This is a genomic window from Streptomyces sp. NPDC088354, from assembly GCF_044753585.1.
In the GTDB taxonomy this organism is placed as follows: domain Bacteria; phylum Actinomycetota; class Actinomycetes; order Streptomycetales; family Streptomycetaceae; genus Actinacidiphila.
Genome location: NZ_JBIVNJ010000036.1, coordinates 59318 through 81970 on the forward strand (window position 1 = coordinate 59318; position 22653 = coordinate 81970).

General features: G+C 70.1%; 20 protein-coding genes and 4 pseudogenes. 9 read left to right on the top strand and 15 right to left on the bottom strand.

The window, feature by feature from the left end; all coding sequences use genetic code 11:
* Positions 1-99 precede the first annotated feature (99 nt).
* Positions 100-1338, bottom strand: a complete 1239-nt coding sequence (locus ACIP98_RS34115; RefSeq protein ID WP_401979742.1) for a GNAT family N-acetyltransferase — start codon at positions 1336-1338, stop codon at positions 100-102.
* Positions 1339-1760: 422 nt separating this feature from the next.
* Here ACIP98_RS34115 and ACIP98_RS34120 point away from each other — a divergent pair, with 422 nt between their 5' ends.
* Positions 1761-2459 carry an SDR family NAD(P)-dependent oxidoreductase gene (locus tag ACIP98_RS34120; protein ID WP_401979745.1) on the top strand — a complete coding sequence of 233 codons (699 nt, stop codon included), beginning with the start codon at positions 1761-1763 and terminating at the stop codon, positions 2457-2459.
* A gap of 85 nt (positions 2460-2544) precedes the next feature.
* Here ACIP98_RS34120 and ACIP98_RS34125 read toward each other — a convergent pair whose 3' ends face one another.
* The 4 genes from ACIP98_RS34125 to ACIP98_RS34140 form a co-directional block, all read right to left on the bottom strand.
* Positions 2545-3990: a hypothetical protein gene (locus tag ACIP98_RS34125; protein ID WP_401979747.1), complete on the bottom strand. Its 1446-nt coding sequence runs from the start codon at positions 3988-3990 to the stop codon at positions 2545-2547.
* 359 nt (positions 3991-4349) lie between these two features.
* Positions 4350-6431, bottom strand: a complete 2082-nt coding sequence (locus ACIP98_RS34130; RefSeq protein ID WP_401979749.1) for an NPCBM/NEW2 domain-containing protein — start codon at positions 6429-6431, stop codon at positions 4350-4352.
* 790 nt (positions 6432-7221) lie between these two features.
* Complete coding sequence (locus ACIP98_RS34135; protein WP_401979750.1) at positions 7222-8079, bottom strand: GNAT family N-acetyltransferase; 858 nt, start codon at positions 8077-8079, stop codon at positions 7222-7224.
* A gap of 90 nt (positions 8080-8169) precedes the next feature.
* Entirely contained in the window at positions 8170-8448 is a 279-nt protein-coding gene (locus tag ACIP98_RS34140; RefSeq protein WP_401979753.1) for a hypothetical protein, read from the bottom strand.
* Between the two features lie 626 nt (positions 8449-9074).
* Between ACIP98_RS34140 and ACIP98_RS34145 the strand changes: the two genes are divergently transcribed.
* Entirely contained in the window at positions 9075-9716 is a 642-nt protein-coding gene (locus ACIP98_RS34145; RefSeq protein ID WP_401979755.1) for an alpha/beta hydrolase, read from the top strand.
* Positions 9717-9981: 265 nt separating this feature from the next.
* Here the strand turns inward: ACIP98_RS34145 and ACIP98_RS34150 are convergent, their stop codons facing one another.
* Positions 9982-10320, bottom strand: coding sequence for a YciI family protein (locus tag ACIP98_RS34150; RefSeq protein ID WP_401979757.1), 339 nt, complete (start codon positions 10318-10320; stop codon positions 9982-9984).
* Between the two features lie 426 nt (positions 10321-10746).
* Between ACIP98_RS34150 and ACIP98_RS34155 the strand changes: the two genes are divergently transcribed.
* Positions 10747-11823, top strand: a complete 1077-nt coding sequence (locus ACIP98_RS34155; protein WP_401979758.1) for a hypothetical protein — start codon at positions 10747-10749, stop codon at positions 11821-11823.
* Positions 11824-12170: 347 nt separating this feature from the next.
* Here the strand turns inward: ACIP98_RS34155 and ACIP98_RS34160 are convergent, their stop codons facing one another.
* The 5 genes from ACIP98_RS34160 to ACIP98_RS34180 all read right to left on the bottom strand — a co-directional run bounded on the left by ACIP98_RS34160 (position 12171) and on the right by ACIP98_RS34180 (position 16739).
* Positions 12171-12632: a pyridoxamine 5'-phosphate oxidase family protein gene (locus ACIP98_RS34160; RefSeq protein ID WP_401979761.1), complete on the bottom strand. Its 462-nt coding sequence runs from the start codon at positions 12630-12632 to the stop codon at positions 12171-12173.
* 245 nt (positions 12633-12877) lie between these two features.
* Positions 12878-13561 (bottom strand): phosphatase PAP2 family protein, encoded by a 684-nt coding sequence (locus ACIP98_RS34165; RefSeq protein WP_401979763.1) that lies wholly within the window; start codon positions 13559-13561, stop codon positions 12878-12880.
* Between the two features lie 312 nt (positions 13562-13873).
* Entirely contained in the window at positions 13874-14809 is a 936-nt protein-coding gene (locus ACIP98_RS34170; protein ID WP_401979766.1) for a M48 family metalloprotease, read from the bottom strand.
* Complete coding sequence (locus ACIP98_RS34175; RefSeq protein ID WP_401979768.1) at positions 14806-15177, bottom strand: BlaI/MecI/CopY family transcriptional regulator; 372 nt, start codon at positions 15175-15177, stop codon at positions 14806-14808. The genes ACIP98_RS34170 and ACIP98_RS34175 overlap by 4 nt, the downstream gene beginning before the upstream one ends.
* A 362-nt stretch (positions 15178-15539) precedes the next feature.
* Positions 15540-16739, bottom strand: a complete 1200-nt coding sequence (locus ACIP98_RS34180; RefSeq protein WP_401979770.1) for a hypothetical protein — start codon at positions 16737-16739, stop codon at positions 15540-15542.
* Positions 16740-16913: 174 nt separating this feature from the next.
* On the opposite strand from ACIP98_RS34180, the gene ACIP98_RS34185 reads away from it, so the two are divergent.
* The gene (locus tag ACIP98_RS34185; RefSeq protein WP_401979782.1) at positions 16914-17765 is read left to right on the top strand and encodes a hypothetical protein; all 852 of its coding nucleotides are present in this window, start codon (positions 16914-16916) and stop codon (positions 17763-17765) included.
* A gap of 46 nt (positions 17766-17811) precedes the next feature.
* On the opposite strand, the pseudogene ACIP98_RS34190 reads toward ACIP98_RS34185, so the two are convergent.
* Positions 17812-17922: pseudogene (locus ACIP98_RS34190) on the bottom strand (IS5/IS1182 family transposase); the annotation flags it as partial.
* Here ACIP98_RS34190 and ACIP98_RS34195 point away from each other — a divergent pair.
* Positions 17923-18219 (top strand): annotated as a pseudogene (locus tag ACIP98_RS34195) (transposase); the annotation flags it as partial. It abuts the pseudogene before it with no gap.
* Positions 18220-18455: 236 nt separating this feature from the next.
* On the opposite strand, the gene ACIP98_RS34200 reads toward ACIP98_RS34195, so the two are convergent.
* Positions 18456-18890, bottom strand: coding sequence for a hypothetical protein (locus tag ACIP98_RS34200; RefSeq protein WP_401979772.1), 435 nt, complete (start codon positions 18888-18890; stop codon positions 18456-18458).
* A 556-nt stretch (positions 18891-19446) separates the two neighbouring features.
* Between ACIP98_RS34200 and ACIP98_RS34205 the strand changes: the two genes are divergently transcribed.
* A complete protein-coding gene (locus tag ACIP98_RS34205) occupies positions 19447-19671 on the top strand; it encodes a hypothetical protein (protein WP_319664998.1) in 225 nt (74 codons plus the stop codon).
* Between the two features lie 507 nt (positions 19672-20178).
* Here the strand turns inward: ACIP98_RS34205 and ACIP98_RS34210 are convergent.
* Positions 20179-20655, bottom strand: a complete 477-nt coding sequence (locus ACIP98_RS34210; RefSeq protein WP_319664999.1) for a MarR family transcriptional regulator — start codon at positions 20653-20655, stop codon at positions 20179-20181.
* A gap of 67 nt (positions 20656-20722) precedes the next feature.
* On the opposite strand from ACIP98_RS34210, the gene ACIP98_RS34215 reads away from it, so the two are divergent.
* Together ACIP98_RS34215 and ACIP98_RS34220 are read left to right on the top strand one after the other, a co-directional pair.
* Positions 20723-21646, top strand: coding sequence for an alpha/beta hydrolase (locus ACIP98_RS34215; protein WP_319665000.1), 924 nt, complete (start codon positions 20723-20725; stop codon positions 21644-21646).
* Positions 21647-21939: 293 nt separating this feature from the next.
* A pseudogene (locus ACIP98_RS34220) lies at positions 21940-22122 on the top strand (transposase); the annotation flags it as partial.
* Between the two features lie 3 nt (positions 22123-22125).
* On the opposite strand, the pseudogene ACIP98_RS34225 reads toward ACIP98_RS34220, so the two are convergent.
* A pseudogene (locus ACIP98_RS34225) lies at positions 22126-22396 on the bottom strand (transposase); the annotation flags it as partial.
* Between ACIP98_RS34225 and ACIP98_RS34230 the strand changes: the two are divergent.
* Positions 22301-22588 carry a hypothetical protein gene (locus ACIP98_RS34230; protein WP_401979785.1) on the top strand — a complete coding sequence of 96 codons (288 nt, stop codon included), beginning with the start codon at positions 22301-22303 and terminating at the stop codon, positions 22586-22588. The pseudogene ACIP98_RS34225 and the gene ACIP98_RS34230 sit on opposite strands and share 96 nt — an antisense overlap.
* Positions 22589-22653 lie beyond the last annotated feature (65 nt).

Sequence of the window (22653 nt, forward strand, 5' to 3'; positions counted from 1 at the left end):
CCTGGGCAGGCGACGGGCCGAAGATCCCGTCAACGCCCGCTTCGTCGAGCTCACGTGGGTGCCGACGCCGTCAAGGCGCCAACCCGTCGCGAAGCGCGGTCAGAACCAGTGAAGGCAGTGCGGGGAACGTTCGGCGCGGAACATGGAGTCGGCGAGGGCGGCCGCACCCAGGCGGAGCGCTCGGATGTGCCCGGCACACACGAGGGTGCTCGGCGTGGTGCCGCCGAGGTAGATCGAGCCCAGGTCTCTCACGTCCAGGGACAGGTGGGGTTCCCGGTCGGTCGGGACGCAGTCGGCCTTGTTGTCCCGGACGGTCAGCAGGTAGCGGCCGCGCTCGCCGAGGAACGGGTCGTCGACGTCGAGGACGAGCTCGCCGTCCGTGAACCAGCCGCGCGAGGTCAGTGCACGCGGGATGTCCAGCAGTCGCACCCACAGCCAGTCGGTGTGGTTGCTCGCCTGGCCGGCCCGGAAATCCGCGAACTGCCAGCGCAGCGGGTGCTCGGTCGGGACATGCCGGAACACGACCTGAGTGACCAGGTCGTGTCCGAGCAGGAACCGGGCCAGGGCCGCGAAGACGGTGTCGTCGGTGGCGATGGTCTCATCGACCGTCAAGGTGCGTGACTCGTCCAGGGAGTAGCTGGCGTACCCGTCGGGGACGCCGTCCGCGTCGCGGTGGACGGCGACGTAGCGCGGCGTCGGGGAGACCGGGGGCTGCCCCGCACCCAGGGCCCACCAGCGGTGCGGCCGGGAGAGCGCGCCGGGTTGCGCACGGCGGTACCGGTCGTAGACCTCTTCCAGGATCTCGCCGCACCGGGCTCGCTGGAGCACCTCGACGGAACCGGCGTCCGAGCCGTTCGCCGAGGGGTCGGCCGCGCCGCGCGCCGCCCGGGGAAGGGCGAGGGCGGCCTCGTGGCGCGGCACGGTCAGTCGCCCGGTGTAGGTCGCCGGTCCGTACCCGAACCTGCCGTAGATCGTGGCCTCGGAGGCCAGCAGTACGGAAAGGAACTCCCCTTGGGCGCGCAGCTCGCCGAGTTGATGCCGCATCATCGCGCTCAGCACGCCCTGCCGTCGGTGCGAGGGCAGGACACCGACGAAACTCACTCCGGCGGCCGGGACGATGCTTTTGCCGGGCAGGGTGAGTTCGAAGGAGTACGCGCCGGCGGTGCCGACGGGTCGCCCGTCCGCTGCCACGGCGAGCAGGCCGCGGTCCATTTCGAGCGCCGACCACCAGACTCCGCGGCCACCCTCGGCCGCGGTTTCCGGGAAGCGCCCGAACGCGGCATGGAGGGTGTCGACGAAGACGTCGAGGTCCTGGTCGGTCGTGGGACGGATCTTCATGTTGCCGCTGCCTCCCCGGGTACCGGCACCACGTTCATGGTGCCCGCCACAGTGCAGCGTCGAGTTGTGGCCGGGTCAAACGAATTACGGCCGCCTCGGGCCGCCCTCGGCGAACAGTGAGCGGCGGACTGGCCGGTGATCCACTCCTGCACCACGCACCCGGTGGTCCCCGCGACAGGGTCCCGTCGATCCGGCGGAGCCACCCCGGCCGCTGTCACGCGAGCGGGGCTGGCCGGAAGCCCTCGGCTCCTGCGTGAGTGCTCCGTGCCGCGCGTGACAACAATCCCACGGTGGTGGAGAGTTGCCGCGGACGGCAGTCGACGCCGTGCCGTGGAGCCGGGCCGCCGGGCGGCCCGCCCGGCGGCGGAGAACCCGCCGGCTGATCGAACGAACAGCGTGTCGCACACCCGAAGGAAGCGGAAATGAGCACGGTCCTCATCGTAGGAGCCACGCAGGGCACGGGGCGGGCACTGGCCGCGGAGTACGCGCGGCGAGGTGCTGACGTCGTCATCACCGGACGCACCCAGGAGAGGGTTGCGGAGGTGGCAGAGGAACTGGCGGGGGAGTCGGGAGGCACGGTCAGGGGTCTCGCGCTGGACCTGAGCCGCCCGGCGGAGATCGCCGCCGCACTCGAGAGCGTGCGGACCGTCGACCGCGTGGTGCTCGTCGGGATGGTGCGCGACATGAACACCACCCGGGCGTACGACGTGGTCACCGCGACCACCCTGGCCACCACGAAGATCGTCGGTTACACGACCGTGGTCGCCTCGCTGCGCGAGCGGATGTCCGCGGACGCCTCGGTGCTGCTGTTCGGCGGCATGGCCAAGGACATCCCTTACCCGGGTTCGACGACGCTCACCGCGGTCAATGCCGCCGTCCAGGGACTGGTGCGCACGCTGAGCGTGGAACTGGCTCCGGTGCGGGTGAACTCGCTGCACCCGTGGGCCATTGTCGACAGCCCCGTCGTCGTCGACAACGAGCAGCTCCAGGACATGGCTCAGAAGATGACGCTCACCGGACGTCTCGCCACCATGGCCGACATCGTCGACGGTTGCCTGTTCCTGCTCGAGAACCCGATAGCCAACGGCATCGACCTCACGTTGAACGGCGGCATAGCCTGAGCGGACGTGGCCGCGACACCTCCCGTGAGGGAGGGCCCGGGGCCCGCGGCCTGGACGGCGTGGCGGGCCCCGAGCGCCTTGCGGCTCAGCCGGTGGCGGCGACGGTGATCGGGGCGGTGTTGTTGGTCAGGTCCGGGTCGAAGTCGGTGACCGGGGGCTCGTCGTGGTCGTTGACGACGGAGATGGAGCCCGGGGCATTGGCGGGGACCAGGCTGTCGATGCGTACGCTGAAGGTGAAGGCGCTGCTGTCCTTCTCCCAGAGGTAGATCGGGGTGTGGCAGCGGAAGGTCCGACCGCCTCCCTGGCAGTTGCCCGGCGCTCCCACGGCGGTGGTTCCCTCGGGGAGGGTCACGTCGACCAGCGCGACCGGTTCCCCGGCGAAGAGCGAGGACACCCAGGCGGGTCCGTCGTTGCGTACCGAGACGGTGGTGGTGACGGTGTCACCGGGCAGTCCCGTCACCCGCGCGCCTTCCGCCACCAGGTCGGCGGTGTTGACGGCCTGGATGGTGGTGGCGCGGTAGTTGTCACCCTGGTCGAGGTCCGGTGCGGGTTCCTCGGCCGCGGACATGCGCGCGGCCGTCACTGGGGCGAGGGTGAGTTCGCCGCCGGAGCCGGGGGAGAACTCCTTGCCGTTCAGCGCCTGTTCGTAGGCCTCGTCGGTGTAGGGCTGGGCGGAGTAGTCGAATCGCTCGTACAGCGCGGCAGAGCCTGCGTGCACGGCCGCCGCGGCGGACAGGTCGTACGTCATGCCGGGTGCGGCCGGCTGGTCCACGACGCACACCGCGGTGGTCCCCGTGGGGTTGGCGGCCTGGTCGTCTTCGGCGTAGGAGCAGTTGGCGTACCGGTGCACGAAGTCGAGCCCGTGCGAGGCGAAGAAGGTGAGGAGCGTGCGGTCGACCGTCTGGTTGCCCAGGTTGCTCAGCCGGAGTGCCTGGTCGACGTCGGTCCCCGGGGACACGCCCTTGAGCCGGGGCAGCTGGTTCAGGGACAGGTCCGGGCCGCTGCCGACGGTGACGGACACGTCCATCGGCTCCGTGGTCAGCTGCCCGAAATCGCTGTCGGCGTCGGCGGAGACGTGCAGGTATCCGGAGCCGCCCTCTGGGGCGCCCGCCTTGGCCCGCAGCGTGAGAGCGGCGACGTCGGTGTAGGGCCACGTGCCGACCGCCCCGAAGTCGCAGGTCGCGACCAGCGGCGTGACGCTGTCCGGGGTGCACGCGGCCGGCCACGTCACCGTCGCGACGTCCGCGATGTCGCCGGCGTCCACGGTGATCCGGCCGCCGGTGACGTTGTTGTCCGGGTTGTCGTGGCCCACACCCAGCTGGACCGTCCGTGGGACCGCGGCCCCGGTGTCGGCGTCCGCCATCGGGAGCACGACCTCCCACGGCGCGTTGATGTCGAGGTAGTCGGTCTCGTCGCCGCCGTCGGCCACGGCCGGGCCGGCGGCCGCGACGAGCACGGCGCCGCTCACGGCTATCAGGGCGAGTGTTCGTCTGCGGCGGTGTCCGGTCGACCGGTTCTGCGGTTCCCGCATGGAGAGCATCCTTCTTCCCGTTGGGTAGGTGCCCAACCGACCCGAAACCCGCAGGTTCGCTGCGGGGCCGGGCAGTTGATCATCGGTGGGAAGAGTACGCCCGGGCTCGGACAACGCCGTGCCGGGTTCGGAGGACGACGGGAAGTGCTGGTCGGCGGGTTGAAGCCCGCACCGTCGGGGCCGCGCTTCGGAAGCCGGGGCGGCGCTCGTGGCCCCGTGCGTCAGGAGTTTCACCGTTGCGTACAGTCGCGCGGCCTCGATGCCGAAATCACTGAAGGCGCCGAGGGCGTCCACGAACCCTTCAGGACGAAGTACGGCCGCGCCCGGGTGAGGTGTCCCCCGGGCGCGGCCGAGGCGGTTCAGCAGGTGGCGTTCAGGCCGGCCCAGTCGGCGCGGTCGTTGTAGCCGCCGTCGCCGGCGTCGCCGACCACGAGGTCGAGCACCCGGACGCCGGTCAGGTCGACGTCGGCCTGGTGGACGTCGTCGCGGGTGACCACGCCGCTGTCGTACAGCACCTTGCCGTCGCCGATGATCTGGAAGGTGGACGTGCCGCCCTCCGGGCCGACGTTGCGTACCGCGTCGTCGATGCCGACGGTCGCGGTCAGCCGGCTGCACTGGTCACCGAGGTAGTAGCGGACGGTGGAGGGCGAGGCGACCCCGATGCCGGTCGGGTGGACCTGGCCGAGCATGCTGATCGGCGACCAGCCGCCGACGCTGTTGTCGACCGTCGGGCTCATCCAGCCGCTGGTGGCGCTGATCCACTGGTGGTGCGACAGCGCCACGTCGCCGTGGGGTGCCGCCGGTGCGACGACCAGCGGTGTGGATGTCTCCTGCCGCAGCCGTCCCTTGCCGATGACCTCGTAGGACGTGGTGGCGGTCAGTGCGGCGTTGCCCGGCTCGGCGGTGGCCGGCAGGGTCACCGTGAAGGCGAAGGTCGCGGAGTGGTTGGAGGCCAGCAGTTTGGGTGCCGTGCCGAGCGGACCGGCCGTCCAGCCGGCGGGCACCGCGAGGTCGACCCGCGGAGCCTGGACCGGTTGCCCACCGTCGTTGCGGACGGTGACCTCGACCCGCGCCTGGTCGCCGCCGGCGACGAGCGGGGCGGTACCGGCCGGCACCGCGTCGCCACCGACCCGCGTCACCTGCGGCAGGCCGGCCACGACGTGCGGAACTCCGGGCTTGCCTGTGGCACGGCTGACCCGGAACAAGGCCGCGCCGTGGGCCGGGACGGCGGCACTGATCGTGCCCGCGCTCTCGGTGACCTCGTTGGTCCAGGCGTTCTTCAGCGTGAACCGGTGGCCGGACAGGCCGACCGACGACGCCTTCGTGGTCAGGGTCGCCGGGCTGTCGCCGCGGTTGAGCAGCACCACGGCACGGTCACCGTTGGCGAGCCGCTTCACCCAGGTCTCCGTCGTCCCGGCGGCCCCGACACGGACGGCCTGGACCACGGCGGGGTCCTGGTTGATCGCGAGCACATCGGGGTCGGAGAGAGTACTGAGCGAGGCCTTGCCCAGCTTGGTGACATCGCTGCCGATCACCAGCGGGGCAGCCGCCACCGACCAGAGCGTCATCTGGGTACGGAACTCCTCGTCGGACATCCCGTGCTCGGGACCGAGGTAATCCGGGTCGTTGAAGTGCCCGGGACCCGCGGCCTCGGGGTGCCGCGCGTTCGCGTCGTAGTTGCGCAGCACGTCCTTGAACTTGATCTCGTCGACGAAGCCCACATCGGTGTACGTCCGCCAGGACTGCGCGATCTTCGGCGCGTAGGACCAGGAGTACGTCGACTGCTGCTCCTCCGGGTAGTTGCCCCAGTCGGGGGAGGTCACCGGGTTGCAGAGGTTGAAGATCATGGGACGCTTGCTGGCGTTGTTCCGCAGCGCCTGCGCGAACTCGGTGTAGACGGTCTTCGGGTCGAGGTTCGCGGCGATGCCGCAGAGGTAGTCCACCTTGACCGCGTCGAACTTCCAGGCGGCGAACTGGTCCGCGTCGCGCTGGTAGTAGCCGTTGCTGCCGAGTCCGCACTTGCCCGGGATGTACGGGCCGGCGTCGGTGTAGATGCCGGCCTTCAGGCCCTTGGAGTGGATGTAGTCGACCAGCGGCGCCAGCCCGTTCGGGAACTGAGCGGGGTTGGGCGTCAGGTCGCCGGCCGCGCTGCGCGGGGTCGGCGCCGCCCAGTTGCCGTCGATCCAGACGTACTGGTAGCCGGCGTCGCGCAGGCCGCTGCTGACCAGGAAGTCGGCTGTCGACTTGATCTCGGCCTCGGTGGGGTCGCCACCGAACGCGTAGTAGGTGTTCCAGCCCATGTACGGCGTCGGGCTCAGCACCTGCTGGGGCGCCGGCGGCGCGGCGGCGGCCTTGCCGGCCGCAGGAGTGGCCTGGGCAGGCACCGAGACGGCCAGCAAGCCGGTCACGAGAGCGAGGAGGGCGGTGAGATGTCGTTTCACATCGGATCCTTAGCTGTCCGATCGATCAGGCATGCCGACCCGTCCTGGCCGTGAGCCCGAGGTACCGCTCCCTCGTCAAGGGTGCGGCGGTCGGTCTCCTGACCACTCAATGCCCGCACGCCTGCGGTGGTGTTGCCAGGATCTTGCAGGGACTCACCGGCGCCCGTCAATAATAATTCCTAAATTAAGAGTTACTGGCAGGACTCGTGGGGCGTCTGTAGTGATCCCTGCCGGAGAAGGCGTGATGTGGCATCAGGCAGGTGATGCCTACGGAGATGTGCGAGGTCTGACCTCGCTGGATGTCGTGCGAGCCCGAGGCGGGGTCGAGGGCCGGTGCGGCCGAGGGCCGGTACCGTCCGGCCGCCGGTCCGTGTGCGGCCCGGATCGCGTCGGGGGCGCGTTCGGCGACCGGAAGGCGGTCGGCTACCGCCGGCGGACCACAGGTTCTGGCGGCGGGCGCGACGCCGCGCTTCCGGCGTACCCCGGCAGGCCGCCGCGGTGTCGGGCGGGTTCCGGCCGGGCGCAAGAGAGACGGCCGCCCCTGGGAGGGACGGCCGTGTTCCAGTGGATAGCCAGTCCTGTCTGCTCTTCGACCATAATTGCGCCAGGCCGAGTGCGCACGGCGTGTCAGCTTGCATTCGGCTCGAAGAGTGACTCGGTGCCAGATCTGCCGGTCCCGGACTCGCTGCTCCGCGGGACCGTCCGCTGTCTCAGGTCTGACAGTCCGTCTCCAGACGGCGCGCGGGCAGGCCCGGGAAAGGACCAGCAGGCGATGGCGCGCCGGTCGCGCCTACGCGAAGCCGTACACGGCGAAATCGGTGACCCGGCGATACCCGAGCCGCTGGTAGAGGCCGTTGCTGGTGGGGTTGGCCAGGTCCGTGAACAGCAGCACATGCGCCGCGCCCGAGTCCAGCGCGGCCCGGCTCACCTCGATCGTCGCGGCGCCCGCGTAGCCGCGGCCGCGCAGGTGAGCGGGGGTGTAGACGGGGGCCACCCGGATCTGCCCGGCGACCATGGGGGTCGTGCCCGCCATGGAGACGGGGGTGCCGTCCGGGGCCTCCCAGAAGACGACGCGTCCGTGCGCTAGGCGTGCGTCGGCCCAGGATCCGGCGTCAGTGGGGGCGAGCCCTCCCGTCGCCTCGACGAACTCGCGGTACCAGAGTATGAGTTGGTCGCGGTCCTGCTCGTCCGCGACCCGGCCCCGGCCCTCGGGGAGCGCCGGCGGCGGGGTGAGCGTACCGAGGCGGTACAGGCACTGCCGTTCCTGGAGCGTCGCTGTCGCGCCCGTGTGCCGCTGCCAGGCGTCGGCGAAGGCGGTGGCGGAGTCGTGGTCCGCGCTGACGCCCGGAAGGCAGTGGCCCAGGCTTGCCAGGTGCGCGGCGAGAGCGTCCGCCCCCTCGGGGTCGAGGGGGGTGAGGTTGAGGTGGCGGGGCGGGGTGCGGAAGTAGGTCGCGCGGACCTCGCCCGCCCGTTCCAGCCAGCCGAAGACGGGGGCCTCGGCGCCGTACGCGTCCAGCCCGCGTGTTCGCAGGGTCTCGGTGACCGTCAGCGGGAGGGTGTGAAGTGCCGGGCGCGAGCGCAGGAAGTCGCCGGCTCGGGCGAGAAAGCGGTCGAGGTCCTCGGTGAGGTGCCATTCATCCGGGCGCATGCCTCATGATTCCGCGTGACGCGGGTGCGCGCCCTCGATTTTCCGCCGGGGCAGACCAGGAGGCCCATGTTCGTACGGCGTCGGCGCCGCTCAGTCACGTCGTGCGGACAACAGGCGCGCGACCACAGCCAGCACCAGCCCGGCCGCGAGCAGGTACAGGCCAAGACGGTCTTCGGGGACCGCCGGTGACCACACCCGCCAGTCCGACGGGGTGTACGCATCGGCCGCCAGGAAGTCCCCGTACGAGCGGGTGGAGAGACTGGGGGGCGTGCCGCCCTGGCTGCGCACGCACAGCAGGGCGCCTATGACGGCACAGGTCGTGGCTGTCGCATACAAGGCGGTGGGTCTGCGGCGGGCCGGTCCGGGCATGGCTCTCCATCGTTGTTGTCGCCGTGGTGCGACCGCGCCATCGACCGTCGGACGAGCCGGGGGAGCATGGCCGAAGTTCTGCTTCTGATCCGAGGTGCACCGGTTCGGGGGCTGAGGCTACCGGTCGTCCGCGAGCCGCGTCGGCACCCACCTGGGCGGACCCCGGATGTGTGGTGGTCGCGCAGCGCCGCAGGGCGGGCGGGGCTCGCGCGCGGGTCGTTGCTGACGGTCCGCGGGCGTGATGCGAGGATCGAGCGGGACGACCCAAGGGGGAGGGAAATGGCGCCACTTGGATTCCGCGGCCTGCAGGAACGTGTGAAGCGTCTGTCGGACCAGCAGCGGCACGCCGAAGCGTACAGCCTGATCACCGAGGAGGGACCGCGGTTCCCCGACGACGCATCGGACGTCTACTACCTGCGGTCCTGCGCGGCCGCGCGGATGGGCAGGGCCGATCTCGCCGTGACCCTCATCCGGGAGGCCTTGGCACGGGGTACTGGTACGGGGAAGTTCTGCTGCGTCGATCACCGTCATGGGGGACGTTGCAGGGCACGGCCGGCTTCGAGGATGTGGCACGCGAGAGTCTCGCCCGGCAGCGTGCTGCCTCGACGGCGGCACATTGCTCGGTCGTGGGGGAGGATGCGGGGCCGGAACCGTACCGCGCTGTCATCGCTCTGCACGGCAACGGTGGGGGCGCCCGGGAATGCTTGCACGGCTGGCGGGAGGTCGTGCGGGAAGGGCGGTTGCTCGCGGCCGTCCAGTCGTCCCAGTGGATCGCGCGGGACCGCGCTGTCTGGGACGACGAAGACGAAGCGTTGCGCGATGTCCGGGAGCAGTACGCGACGCTGACAGCCGAGTACGAGTTGGACGTGGACCACCTGATCATCGCCGGGTTCTCGATGGGTGCCGAAACCGCCCTGCGTATGGCCCTCGGCGGGACCGTACCGGCTCGTGGATTCGTCCTGCTCGGGATGGCCGGCCCGCGTACTGGCGACCCCGCGTCCTGGCTGCCGGTCATGGAGAAGCAGCGGCGAAGCGGCCTTCCGCCGCGTGGCTACCTCATGGTCGGCGCGAACGACGACGACGGCGTGCGGTGCGAAAAGATGCGACGGCTCGCCGAGTTCCTGACGTCACACGGGATTCCGTGCGGACTGGAAGTGCTGCCCGGGCTCGGTCACGAGTACCCCACGGACCCTCTACCGAATATCAGGCGGGCGCTCGCCTTCATCCGCTCGGACGATCCAGGTCATCGGACGCCCCCGGACACCTGACAGCCGCGGCCCTGACTCGATCGCGGGCGCCTCCGGCCGTCTCGTAGGGAGCCAAGTGGACACCAGCCCGCACCGGGTCAGGGCGTGTCCGCCGCCCGGCCCCACCGCGCCGCCTCACCCGGATTCGTCGAGCACCAGCCGCGTCCACGCTTCGGCCGCCGGATCGTGCCCTCCGATCGCGTTGCTCACAGACACACAGCGTTTCGCCCCCGCACGTCGCAAGCCGCTCCCGAAGCACGTCCCAGCCGGGGCGGGTCGTCTGCGGTCAGACGGCCGGGTCTGCCATGATCTCGCGGACCTCTTGGGCACAACGGCACGCGGCAGCGATCTTCGCTGCCCACTCCAGCGCGTCCTCACGTGAGGGCACGTCGATGATCGAGAACCCGCCGAGTACCGCCTTGGTCTCCGGGTACGGGCCCTTGGTGACGGTCCCGCCGGTGGCCACGACGCTCGCCTGCTGCCTTTCCAGCCCACCGCCGAAGACCCACACGCCGGCCTCCTGAGCCTTGCGCACCACCTCGTGCGAGGCCTCGGCCACCTCGGACAACTCCTCCTCGGGGAAGGTCATCGCGCCGTCATCGAACGAGATCAGGTACCGCGTCATGGGCAGCTCCCTCGGCCGTTGGCCTGCTTCGGCGCATCCCACCCTACGGCGAACGCCGTCTTCCAGGGTCGAAACGCCTCGCCCTCGCGCAGCATCGGGCCACGCTCCCCCCGGCCTTGCCGGCACGTGTGGTCGTGCGGGCTGGGCGGCCTCGCGGGGGTGCACTCTCACATGAGCTTTCAGACCCCGCCCGCGCTGCCTCACGAGGTGGTGGTCCAAGGGGTGGAGCGGGCCCTGCGGGACCGTTCGGCAGGGGCGCGGCGGGGCGGGGTGGTGAGGGGGCGAGCGTCTTCGTCGGAAGTGCGTGGAACGATGACGACCGGGAGCTCGTCGAGCGCTGGCGCCTGTTGTCGGAGGCCGCGCCTAGGGTGGCCCCTGATCCTGGCAGACCTGCTGGGAGTGTTCTGAACAGCCGTGGGGGTTGAGGTGCACTGGTGGAACAAGAAGCCTGGGGAGCGAGCACAGTGGGCGCTTGACCCGCTGGTGGGGGTGGGGCCGCTGCGGTTCGGGATGAACTCGGATGAGGTGGCGTCGGCCATGGACGGGGCGATCGCCCACGTCTCACAGGGACTGGGCAGCGGCAAAGGCTGGGGCTCCTACACCGACTGGGGTGTGACCGGGATCTACGGGGCGGATTCGGGCTTGGTCGCGGTAGCGATCGATGCGATGGACGGCCCGCTGGTGCGTCTGCGGGACATCGAGCTGATCGCCCGCGTGCCCTCCGAGGTGTGTGCGGACATCCAGGACCTCGCACACCGGGAGGGGACTCCCGTACGAGTGAACTGGAGCGGTGATCCGGAGGTCGAGGCCTGGGGTGTTTCCATGGGCGCCACGCAGGAACTGGGGCTGTCGTCCGAGGGGTATCTGCAGCGGCAGGACACGATGATCACCCATGCCCTGCTCGTCGGCAGTGAGCTGGCGGAGGATCCGTACGGATCCGAGCCGGTCGCCTACTGGTGGGATGTCAGTGACGAGCAGCCGAACCCGGGGACGTGGCCCGTGAGGGCCGAGGAAGACCGGCCGCGCTGGGACTGGACACCGCTGCAGAGCATAGGTCCCCTCCGGTTCGGCATGAATCCGCAGCAGGTGTCGAGCGCGTTGGACGAGCAGCCGGCTGCTCGTCTCGGCCGGTACTCCTTCGGTCGGCCGTGGGAGAACCCCGGAGAGTGGATCCTGTCCCACGACCGGTTCGACAAGGCCGGCGTGACCGCTCACTATGCCTGTGGCCCAGGCAGGCCCCCCACCCTGGGCGCAGTCACCGTTGACGGACTCACTGGGCCGCAGGTGGAATTCGAGGGCATCCGCCTGATCGGCATGTCCGTCCAGGCCGTGGACGCGTCCCTGATGCAGCGACTGGAGGAGAGCGGAATGGGCATCACCTTCGGCTGCGGAGGAGATCTCGGTTCGCCCGGCCTCAACATGTATGTACGAGCCAATCGAGCCGGCGACACCGTGGTCAGCGGCGCACGGTTCTGCCGAGCGGAGTGGGAGGACCACGGCTGACCACACGGCGGACCGTGCGCTTCAGCATGCGTCGAACGCTGCGGCCTGCTCGCCATCCGGCGCACTGGAGGAGCGCAGCGATTTCCGGTCGTCGCTGTCATGTGGCCCCGGCGTCCTGCCTGGTCGAGGTCACCGCCGCTGAGTACATTGGGGTCTACCGCGACAGCCTGGGCTCCCCCTTCGGAAGGACCGGGAACAACCATGCCTCAACCGGACCGGTGCTGACCCGCGGTGACGTGGACCTCTCACAGGCGTTCCGCGGTCGCCCGCCGGCCGCGTCCGACGTGGCACGCGTGTGGCACGTGCGGCCCGTCTTGGCAGAGGCGCGCGCCGACGAGGAACGGCCGTCACTCCAGCCACGTCCCGTCGCGCATAATGCCCCTCCCGCGCAGTTCCGGCTCGCCGCGCCACGCGCGCACGGTCCTGGGGACCACGCGCACATACAGGAAGGAACCCTCTTCCCCGCGTGGATCCCACCCGAACTTGTCGGCGAACGCCTCGGCTGCGCCGCCGGGCACCTCGTCGTCCGGGAAGCACTCCGCCTCACCCTGGAGAAGCACCACGTCGAAGGAGTTCGGCAGCGACAGCCGAACGCGCGGCTCCTTGCGGACGTTTCGCGCGGTCACAGAAGTGGCGCTGGTGCACATCCACACTGCCCGCCCATCCCACGAGAACCACAGCGGCACCTGGTGCGGCCCGTGATCGGGGTGAGCCGTCGACACCCACACATCCCGTTCAGCAACGAGCCGCTCCCGAGTGTCGCGCACCCGCTCCGCCGTCCCGCGCCGAACGATTCCTGTGGTCACCATGGGGATCGACCCTAGCCAAGCGGGCGCGAAGCGCGCCTGAGGCGCGGGACCTACTGCCGGCGACCGATGAACCCCTCAGCCTTTGGCCCGGGTTCGGCCGTGCTGCGCACGGTCAGGGCGCAGCCGGCAGGGACAGCCGCATGCGGAGCCCGGGGTCCAGGGGTTCTCCGGTGACTGTTCCGCCGTGGGTTGTGCTGCTCCGTGGTGTCAGATCGGCGGCTGAAGTGTCACCTGAGGTCAGCGTGTCATGCCGCCGGCAGGCGGGGGAGCAGCCACCGGGCAGCGAGGCACAGGCACAGCGCGAGCCAGGACGCCGCGAAGAGCCAGCCCCCGATGACATCGCTGAACCAGTGGACGCCGAGGTAGACACGGCTCAGGCCGACGGCCGCCGCCCAGCACAGGGCCGCTGCGGCGAACCACGCGCGGCCGCGTGAACGCCGGGTCAGCACGGCGGTGACCAGGAGCCCGGCGATCACCGCCGAGGTGGCGGTGTGCCCGGAAGGGAAGGCGTAGCCGGAGGCGTGGGTGGCCCAGTCCTGGACGCCCGGTCGCGGCCGTGCTGCCAGATCACGCACCGCGTACCGCGCCGCTTGTCCTGCCGCCAGGCACAGCAGCGCGGCAGCGGCGGCCAGCGCGCGCTGCCGTGCCGTACGCCCGGCGACGACCCCGGCGAGCGCGGCCAGGGCATAGGCGATCGGACCCGTGCCCGTGGCCGTCACCAGGCCCGCCACTGACACGGCGGCATCCGGGCGGTGCCCGGTCGACCAGGTGAGCAGCGTGCCGTCGAGGGCGAACGGGGCGCCGCCACGGCTCACGACCACGGCGGTGAGCATCGCGAAACCGGCGAACGCCACCAGACCCACAGTGCCCACCGGTCCCCGGACGCGACGCCAGGCAGGCATCGTCGTGACGCCGGTCACGCCGCTCATGAGACGCCGGTCCAGCGCGGGTGACCATGCGGCCGCACTCGGATCACCATGCGGCCCTTTCCTTCGGCCGTGCGCCTGGGCATCTGCACCTCCATGGATCGTCTACAACACTGTAGACGTCGGTCCGGCCGAACGTGCCGCCCGCGGATACACCGGCGCGTCGGGGCGGCGCTTCGCACGGTGGTCCTGGGCCGGGTACCCGTCCGCTGTCGGCCGGCACGCAAGGAGCGCCGCTCAGCCTCGACGAGGTCGCGCCGGGTCGCCGTGGGGCGGACGACCAGTGTGAGCCCGCTCCGCCCCGGGTCGGTCGTCTCAGTCGCCCGCAGACTCACCCTGTGCGACCCCCACCGCGCGATGGAGATCTGCCGCACCGCTCATCGCCGCCGTGGCCGCGCCCGCGCACAGCAACAGCACCGCGAGCAGGACGGGCGCGACCCGTCGCCGCGGCGCCTGCGCCAACAGGGCTCTGACCCTGGCCGGGACGGGACCGCCGGTGGCACCCGGCACGTGCATGGGCCGCCCGGCGGCGCCGGCGGTCACGGCGAGAGCGGCGTGACCGACGGCATGGGCGGTCAGCCTGCGGTCGCCGCTCGCCGACGCGGCCTCCTCGTCCGCGGCACGCTCGGCGGCCAGGGTCACCCAGCAGCGCGTCGCGTGCAGTCCGGGGTGGCAGCGGGCGGCAAGATCTGCGACCGCCAGGAACCAGTGATGCCGGCCGGCCAAGTGGGCCCGCTCATGGGCGAAGAGCACCTCACGCTGCGCAGGTGACAGCGCCCGTAGCATCCCGGTGGTGACCACGATCCGGCCCGGGGTACGGCGGCGGCCCGGCAGCGCGTAGGCGTCCGGACGGTCGTCCTCGACGACGCAGAGGTCGCCGGCGGACGCACGCTCCGCAATGCGGGCCCGCACGGCGCGCAACCGGATGAGCAGCCGCACCGCGGCACGAACGAGCGCCCCCACACAGACGGCGAGTGCCCCTCCGGACACCGCCGCCAGGAACCGCACCACCATCGGCCGGCCGGCGTCGAGCGGGTGCACCACATCCATGAACGAGGCCAGTACCGGCACCTGCAGGGCAACGGGCAGCACCAGAGCGCCCAGACACGCCAGGACCCCGACGGCCAGCACCGCCGAGGCCCCGGCGACCGCCCACAGGGCGACATCCGGGCGAATCCGCTCGACCGTGCGGCGCGCCAGGGGTGGCAGGGCGAACGGCGCGATCAGGGGAATCAGAAGGAGCGCGATCACGGGTGCTCCCCGCTTCCCAGCAGGCCGCGCAGCAGGCGCTCGTCCTCCGGAGCGAGCTGGTCCACGAAGCGGGCGAGCACGCTCTCGCGATCGTCGTCCTGGTCGAGCACGCGGTGCATACGGTGGGCAGTGAGGCCGTGTGCGTCCTGGACGGGGAAGTACGCGAAGCCCCGGCCGGCATCCTGGCGGCCGACGGTGCCCTTCTCGGTCAGCCGGGCCAGGACCGTGGCCACCGTGGTACGGGCCAGCGTCTCATCGAGTGCCCGCCGGATCTCGGCCGCTGTCTGCGGTCGCCCAGCCGTCCAGAGCACCGCCAGCACGCTCTCTTCCAGCTCACCTGCCGGTCGCCGCTCGCCAGTGTCCGCCATGAAACCTCCCTGAACCCGTGTTCGCAGCGCGGCAGCACGTCTACCTCACTGTAGACGGCCACTGGCGGTGGGGCTGCCCGTCGGGGCCATGGCCGGCTCGCGCGACGCCTCCGGGGCCGATGACCGTCGGTATGTCGTGGGCGTCACCGGACTCGGCATTGGGAGGCCTCGACCGTGGCCGGCCGGCCCGGTGGCCGGCGTTCACGACTGGTGGCGGCCCCGGGCGTGGACGGGTCTCGCAGAGGCCCATGTCGAGGCCGCGCTCCTCGCAACGGTCGAGGACGACAGCCACTGGCCGGCTGGCCGCAACGGTGTGGGTGACCGACTGCCCCGGCGTCGGGGCAGTCGGTCATCGTGGCTGGTCAGCCGAGCGAGGTGAGGAGGGTCGTGAGTGCCTTGGCCTCGGTGGCCTGATCCGGGTTCGGGGCGCGCAGCGCGGTCAGGACCTGGTCGATCTCGCTGTCGAGGAAGCGCCAGGCCTTCTCGTTCCTGGGCTCGAGGGTGGGCTGGTCGGCATCCCAGGCGGTCTCCAGGTCGGCCACTCGGGTGGTCGCTGCCGCCTGATCGCCGGAGTTGAGCTTCGTCAGGGTGTCGGATGTGATCGTGCGGAACTTCGCGATGTCGGCTGGAGGGAACGACGAGGTCGCCTGCTTCGGCGTGAGATGGGCGGTCACGGGCGCGGGGGCGTCGTCCTCGCCGGTCACCGCCGCGTGGGGCTGCTGGTGTGCCCAGACGAGAAGCGCCCCGGCCGCGGCCGCTACGACGGCGTAGTAGCCGAGCATGATGCGCTCGCGCGCGGGGTTCGCCGCCCGCGGGGTCGGGTCGGCGGCCTCGATGACATCGCTGCGGCTGAAGGTGAGGTACACAACCGTGGCGAGGATCGCGGCAAGGAAGATCACGCTGGTCGCCGCGGTCCCGAGGCCGAGTCCCCCGTCGCTGCTGGGCGAGCCGAGCCAGTCGCCGAGATTGGCGCCGAGCGGGCGAGTGAGGATGTAGGCCAGCCAGAAGGAGAGCACCGCGTTCGCGCCGAGGCGCCACGCGAAGACGATCGCGACGATCAACCCGAGCGGGAGCAGCACGGAGACATCCGGCGTCCAGCCGGTCAGCTCCAGGGTCCAGTCGCCGGTCGCGGTGCCGAGGGCGAAGGTGACCAGGACCGCGAGCCAGTAGAACAGTTCGCGGGGCAGGGTGATGATGCTGTGGACCGACAAGGTGCGCTCCCGGGCGTACCACGTGCCGAAGACAACAGCGAGAAGGCCGGCGAACACGCTGCTGCTCAGCGCGAGGGGAACGCCCTGGCTGTCGGTGAGGATGTCCGTGTACAGAGTGCCGGTCACGCTCACCACCACCACGGTGAGCCAGTACACGAAGGGGACGTAGCGCCTGGTGCCGAGCTGCCATCCCAGGACGCCGGCCAGGACCGCGGTGAAGATCAAGGCGGTGTTGATCAGACCGACACCGAGGTTCATGTTGATCCAGTCGGCAAAGCTTTCGCCAACCGTGGTGCACAGGATTTTGATCACCCAGAACCAGACGGTGACTTCGGGAACCTTGTTGAGCATTCCTCGGGAAGGTGTCCGAAGAGTGTCGGGTGTCGTTGCGGTCGTCATCTAACCCCTCACCTGCAATCGGTGACAGCACGGAGGGGGGACCCCTCGCGTCGGCGCAACGCTAGACCGTCTACAGCCGTGTAGACAAACGCGGCGTCGGCTCCCTAGGGTTGCCCGGTGACTTCGATGACTCGCCATGCCCGTTCGGGCAACACCGCCGCAGACGACTTCCGGGGCGCGGTTCGCGTTCCCGGAATCATCGCCGCCTTCTGGATTGTCAAGGGATTGTCGACGGCACTGGGGGAAGGGGCCTCGGACTACCTCGTCCAGGCCATGGCGCCCCCGCTCGCGGTGGTGCTGGGATTCGCCGCGTTTCTTATCGCGCTCGCGGTCCAGTTCCGTCAGGCTCGCTACTGGGCGTGGACGTACTGGTGTGCCGTCGCGATGGTCGGCATCTTCGGGACGATGGCCGCTGACGTCATGCATGTGGCCCTCGGCGTGCCGTACACCCTCTCCAGTCTGCTGTACACGCTGCTGCTGCTGGCCGTGTTCTGGCTGTGGCGTCGTACCGAGGGCACTTTGTCGATGCACAGCATCGACTCCCCGCGCCGCGAGGCGTTCTACTGGGCGACAGTGGTCGCCACCTTCGCCATGGGCACCGCACTGGGCGACTTCACTGCCTTCACCCTGCATCTGGGCTACTTCGCCTCCGCGTTCGTGTTCGCGGTGCTGATCCTCGTTCCGGCGGTGGGATACCGCTGGCTCCACTGGAATCCGGTGTTCTGCTTCTGGGCCGCCTACGTGATCACTCGTCCGCTCGGCGCCTCGATCGCCGACGGACTGGGCAAACCCCGCTCCGTCGGAGGCCTCGGCCTCGGCGACGGGCCGGTGACTCTGGCCCTGCTCGCCTTGATCGTGTTGCTGGTCGCCCGTCTGGCGATGACCAAGGCGGACGTGCAGCCCGTGCGCGAGCGCGAGCCCGCTGCCGTACGCGTCCGGCGGGCGGCAGGGGTCTCCCACCCCGAGCACACGGAGTGACCGGCCGGGAAGGGGAGTTGGGCGAGCAGAGTGCGCCGTTTAAGGGTTGCCTCTGCAGGGTGAGTACCGCTCTTGCCGCTGGCGACAGACGGTTGGGGCTGCAGCGGGCCTGACGGAAGATGCGCCGGCGCTTGAGGGTGGCCATGCCGCCTTCGACGGCGTCGCCGGACTGGCACCCGTGCCCAAAGACTCGGGGCGCATCAGCGGCAAGATGCACCGACCACACCGCTACCACCGCCGCCTCCTGCGCGTGTTCTACCTCTCCGCCCAGGTCGCCGCCCGCTGCTGCCCTACCTCCAGAACGTTCTGCGAACGCAAGAGGAGCGAGGGCAAAACCCACAAACAGGCGATCCTCGCACTCGCCCGACGCCGCCTGGACGTGCTCTGGGGCCTCATCCGAGACCAACGCACCTTCACCACCGGGCCACCCCAACGCGGACTCACAGCGGCGTGACGTGATCACCGAGCGTCACCGAAACCCTTGACAAACACCATTGGGAATCAGTGGCACTTCTCCGGGTATTTCCGGGGTGGCTCACGCGGCCGGCACCGCACGGAGCAGCCGCCCGAGCTTGCGCACGGTGCCCGGCTTCCCGCCCTCAAACGCTGCCAGGACCTGGTCCGATCAAGGCCGCAGCGCGGACGCTCGGAAGACAAGGGCGGAGGTGCGGGACGGCCTGGCCGAGCAGGTCAGCCCTGCTTCGGAGGGTCGGTCGAATGTCGCCCTCGGGTATCACGTTGCCCAGCCTCCTTTATCGCGGCGCGAAGGTCTCGGCGGTGACGCCGCCACTCGATCACCGAGCCCGTCTCGCTGCGCCGGTGAGGCGGTACCAGGAACTTCGGCCGGTTGAACCACGCGATCGTGGCATGCAGCATCAGCAACGGGAACGAGCCCAGGATGAAGAAGGCGCCGACCTCTTCAACAGCGGGGCCCGCACCGCCGGCGGCGGTAGCGGCGACGATGCCGATCGTCATGGACACCAGCCAGCCCGCGAGGGCAACGATGCCGCGTTGATGTCCCCTGATGACCGACGGGTTCGTCGAGGACCAGTGCGTCGCCGCGACGGGCGCCCGATCCGAGTCGGCCCAGTGAAGCCAGGCCGCTCGCACGGAGAACAGACTCATCGCAACCATGAAGAGTACGACGAAGATCCCGAAACTGATGTCTGCTACAGCCCCTCCCCGGCGTCAGCACTGACGAGACGCCCCAGTATCCGCGCGGACTCCCGAAGGTTGCTCGGTCGGGTCAGCCGCTGATGTCAACGCCTGCTCTGTTGCCGAGCAGGCCCGACAGCCAACTTCCGGACGACAAGGAGCACGATCACGGCCACTACCAGCCTCGTAGCCTGGGTCGGAATGCCGGAGAGGGACTCCCCGGTGATCAGGCAGCTCAGCACAAAGAACCTGGCCTTGAGAAGTTCAGCCCACCACCCCGAACGGGGTGACCTGTACTCGTCCTTCGCATGGGCTGATCCGCCCGGTGGGAGCCGGCGTCAGCACCCCTGAATCGTCAGGTATCCGTATGTCGACGCCGAAGCAGGGCCCCTGCCGGGCCTCCGGCCGCGTTGCCGCCGGGACGGCACGGCGACGCCGCCCATGATCCGCATCATTGACGTGTCCATTGTCATGGTGTGAGGATGCCGGTGATCCAGTCGTGCAACGAGCTCTTCCTGGAGGGGACATGAACAAGCGCAGAGGCGCCTCGGTCGCCGTGGCCGTGGCCGCGACGCTCACCGGGATGCTGGCGCTCGCCGCCCCGGCGGCCGCGAGCGTGCCGTACAAGGTGTATTCGACGAGCGAGGCCTGCAAGACGGCCGGCAAGAAGTTCGTCGACTCCGGCCAGGCCTACCAGTACACGTGCACGTGGGACAGCCCGGGCTTCCTCCTGACGCTCTGGCTCCCCTGACGCCGGGGGAACATCCGGGAGCAGGCGGGCGGGCGGCGCCGGACAGGACTCATGTCCGGCGCCGCCGTCGTGTGGGGGGGGACCCGGGCCACGCCGACGACCGGCTTTCTCGGGCCCCGTTCAGCGAGGTCTTGACGCCGCCATGCATCGCCCGCAGGTCCTCCGAACAGGGGTTCCGCCCGTGCGGCGCGGCTGGCGTACTGGTTTGCCGGCGTCCGTCGGCGCCGTGCACTCGCCACCTGGCACACCACCGGTGAGACGCCGGACTGGGCAGCGGTGCTGCGGGGCCTGGACAACGCCGCGGCGTGGGCGCTCGCCGGCACCCGGCGCGGCGGAGAACTGCCGTACGGGCTGTACGGGACAGCGGTGGTGACCGGCCCCAACCGCGGAACGGCGAATGCGAAGGCCCAGGGTGCGTATCGCGTCGTGATCAATCCGCGGGATTCACCCTCGTAACGAAAGCTGATCACGCAGCGAACGGGCAGTTGCACTGGATGCGCATGCCGGTCACCCTGTGGGCAGGCCGATCTGGTCGCGTTCGAGCCCGGAGCGCAGCTCCGAGAGGACTTGTACGGCGGCCAGTCCTGAGGGACCGCCGAGGACGTCTGCGGTCAGCTCGGCCAGTGCTTCGGTGAAGGTCGCCTCCGCCGCCTCGACGAGTCGCAGGCCTCCAGCGGTCAGGTCCAGCAGTGATGAGCGGCGATCCGATGGATTGGTTCGCCGTGTGACCCATGCCTGCTTCTCGAGGCGGTCGACGCCCTTGCTGGTCGCGCCGATCCCGATGGCGAATTCGGTGGCGAGGTCCGCCACCCGGGACCCGGGGTGGTCGCGCAGGAAGCGCAGGAACTCGAACTGCGAGGTGACGATCCCGTGCCGCTCGCGAAGGCGGTCGTTCAGCGCGTTGTAGAGGCGTGTCTCGCAGCGGACGAGATCGGCGAAGAAGCCCGGAAGGTCGATCGGGCCACGGCTTGACTTAGATGCCATGGCATATATTCTACCCTGCATGCCACGGCATTTAGTTCCTTGGCATGCACTTGCGATGGAGGCGACAATGAGCAGGCAACAGCGCGCGGAGATCGACGTGATGGTCCGACGGCCTCAGTCGGAGGGCCCTCGGTCGGTGGAGGAGCTCCGCGCCGGGTTCAGGGCGATGATGGGGGAAATGATCGTCCCGGCTGGGATCCGCACCCGGAATACGACGCTCGGCGATCGGCCCGCGGTGCTCGTCGAGCCAGTCGACACTCCGAAGGCAGGGACGATCCTCTACTTTCACGGCGGCTCTTACGTGGTCGGTTCACCGGAGACGGCGATGTCGCTGACGGGGAACCTGGTGACCAGAACCGGGTTCAGGGCGTTCTCGCTGGATTACCGGCTTGCCCCTGAGCACCCGTTCCCGGCCGCGATCGAGGACGGGCTGAGCGCCTACCGCGCACTTCTCGACGGCGGCGAAGACCCGTCGGCGACGGTGTTCGCCGGCGACTCCGCCGGCGGCGGCCTCACTGTCACCACCTGCCTCGCCGCTCGCGACGCGGGCCTGCCCATGCCCGCCGCGATCGTGGCGTTCTCCCCAGGACTGGACGGGACCCGGACAGGCGAGAGCATGGACACCAAGGCGAGCATCGATCCGTTCTTCACGCGTGAGGGCCTGGAACACACCGGGGCCATGTATCGCGCGGGACAGGACCCCCACCAACCCATGCTCAGCCCCGCGATCCTCGCCGACCTGACCGGCTTCCCCCCGATGCTCCTGCAAGCGGGCACCAACGAAATGCTCCTGGACGACTCCACACGCATGGCCGCGCGCGCGAGAGACGCCGGAGTGGACGTCATCCTGGACATCACCGCTGACGTCCCACATGTCTTCCAGGCATTCACCGGCGTCCTGGACGAAGCCGACGAGGCACTGGACCGCGCCGCTCTCTTTCTCAGCCAGCACATCCGCACCAGGGACACGGCACGCACGTCGGCAGGCTGAAGCCCGCAGACGGTCTCATGCGGACCACGGTCAGCACCCTGAGCCCTGGCTTTGCCGTTCCCACTCCTGGCGGCCCGCGCCGCGCCCCACCTCGCCCCGAGGGCCGTTCAAGACCCCGGGGGTGCGTTCTCCGTGGGCGGTGGCTCACACGGGGATGCCAGATCTTCTTGCGTGACACGAGTGCAACTGACCGATGGGCTCGAGCGCACGAGAGATCTTGTCCCAGTCCTGCCGGCCTGCACAGCGGAACGAGGCCCGGATCGGGTGGACCACGCAGGTCTGGGTGACCGCCTGTGGCCGGCGTCGACGAGATGGTCTTGTCGCTGTCCGCGCGCGGCGACATCTCCGCCCACCTCGCGGAGGCCTACGGTGCCAGCGTGTCAAAGCAGACCATTTCCACGATCGCCGACAAGGTCATGGAGGGCATGGCCGAATGGCAGAACCAGCCACTGGACCCGGTTTGCCCGGTGATATTCAGTCAGCCGGCGCTGGCGTTTCTTGACGATCTGCGGTTCGAAGCTGCCGTCGCGGTCGCGCGGGACTGCGATCTGGACCGGGCCGACGTCGGTCGGCACGGTCTCGGCACGGACGCCGTTGCGGGAGTGCCCGCTGCCCGCTGCCGGCACCGGCCGGGTCGTGCTTGTCGTATCCGAGGTGATCAGTGATCCCGCCATCGAGGGCGGACTTCGGCACCCGCTTGGTCAGTTGCTGCAAAAACCCGCTCTCGCCGGTCAACTGCAGCCCGCTCGCGCGGGCTCGGTCGACCAACTGCCCGATCAACTGATCATCCAGCACGTCCGCCGACAACTCGACCGGCCGGACCTCTTCAACCGCCTCGACAGAGGCAGTCACGTCGCTGATCAGGTGTTCTTCCTTGATCGGGATGTAAACCGTTCTTTTTGCAGTCCCCAGTTAAGACCGACCGGCAAATGGATCATGTGAGGCGTCGGGTGGTGGGTCGGGCGTCCCAGCGGTAGCGGCTCGTTGCTCGACGGATCAGTATGCGG